1 pseudogene is annotated in these 217 nt (G+C 61.3%); it reads left to right on the forward strand.

Annotated features, from left to right (window positions below):
* Nucleotides 1-217 (forward strand): annotated as a pseudogene (locus P0D70_RS37060) (alpha-ketoglutarate permease); the annotation flags it as partial.

Below are 217 nucleotides of genomic sequence, written 5' to 3' on the forward strand. Positions count from 1 at the left end.
TGCGGCGCTGTTCGTGTATATGGTGATGCAGCCGGCGTTCGGTGCGTTGTCCGACCGCATCGGCCGTCGCCGTTCCATGCTGTTCTTCGGGTTTTTCGCGACCGTCGGCACGGTGCCGTTGCTGCATGCGCTGAAAGACGTGACGAGCCCGTATGCGGCATTTGGGCTCGTGGTGTTGGCGCTTGCCATTGTGAGCTTCTACACGTCGATCAGCGGA

This window comes from Paraburkholderia sp. RL17-381-BIF-C (assembly GCF_046026435.1).
Lineage (GTDB): Bacteria > Pseudomonadota > Gammaproteobacteria > Burkholderiales > Burkholderiaceae > Paraburkholderia.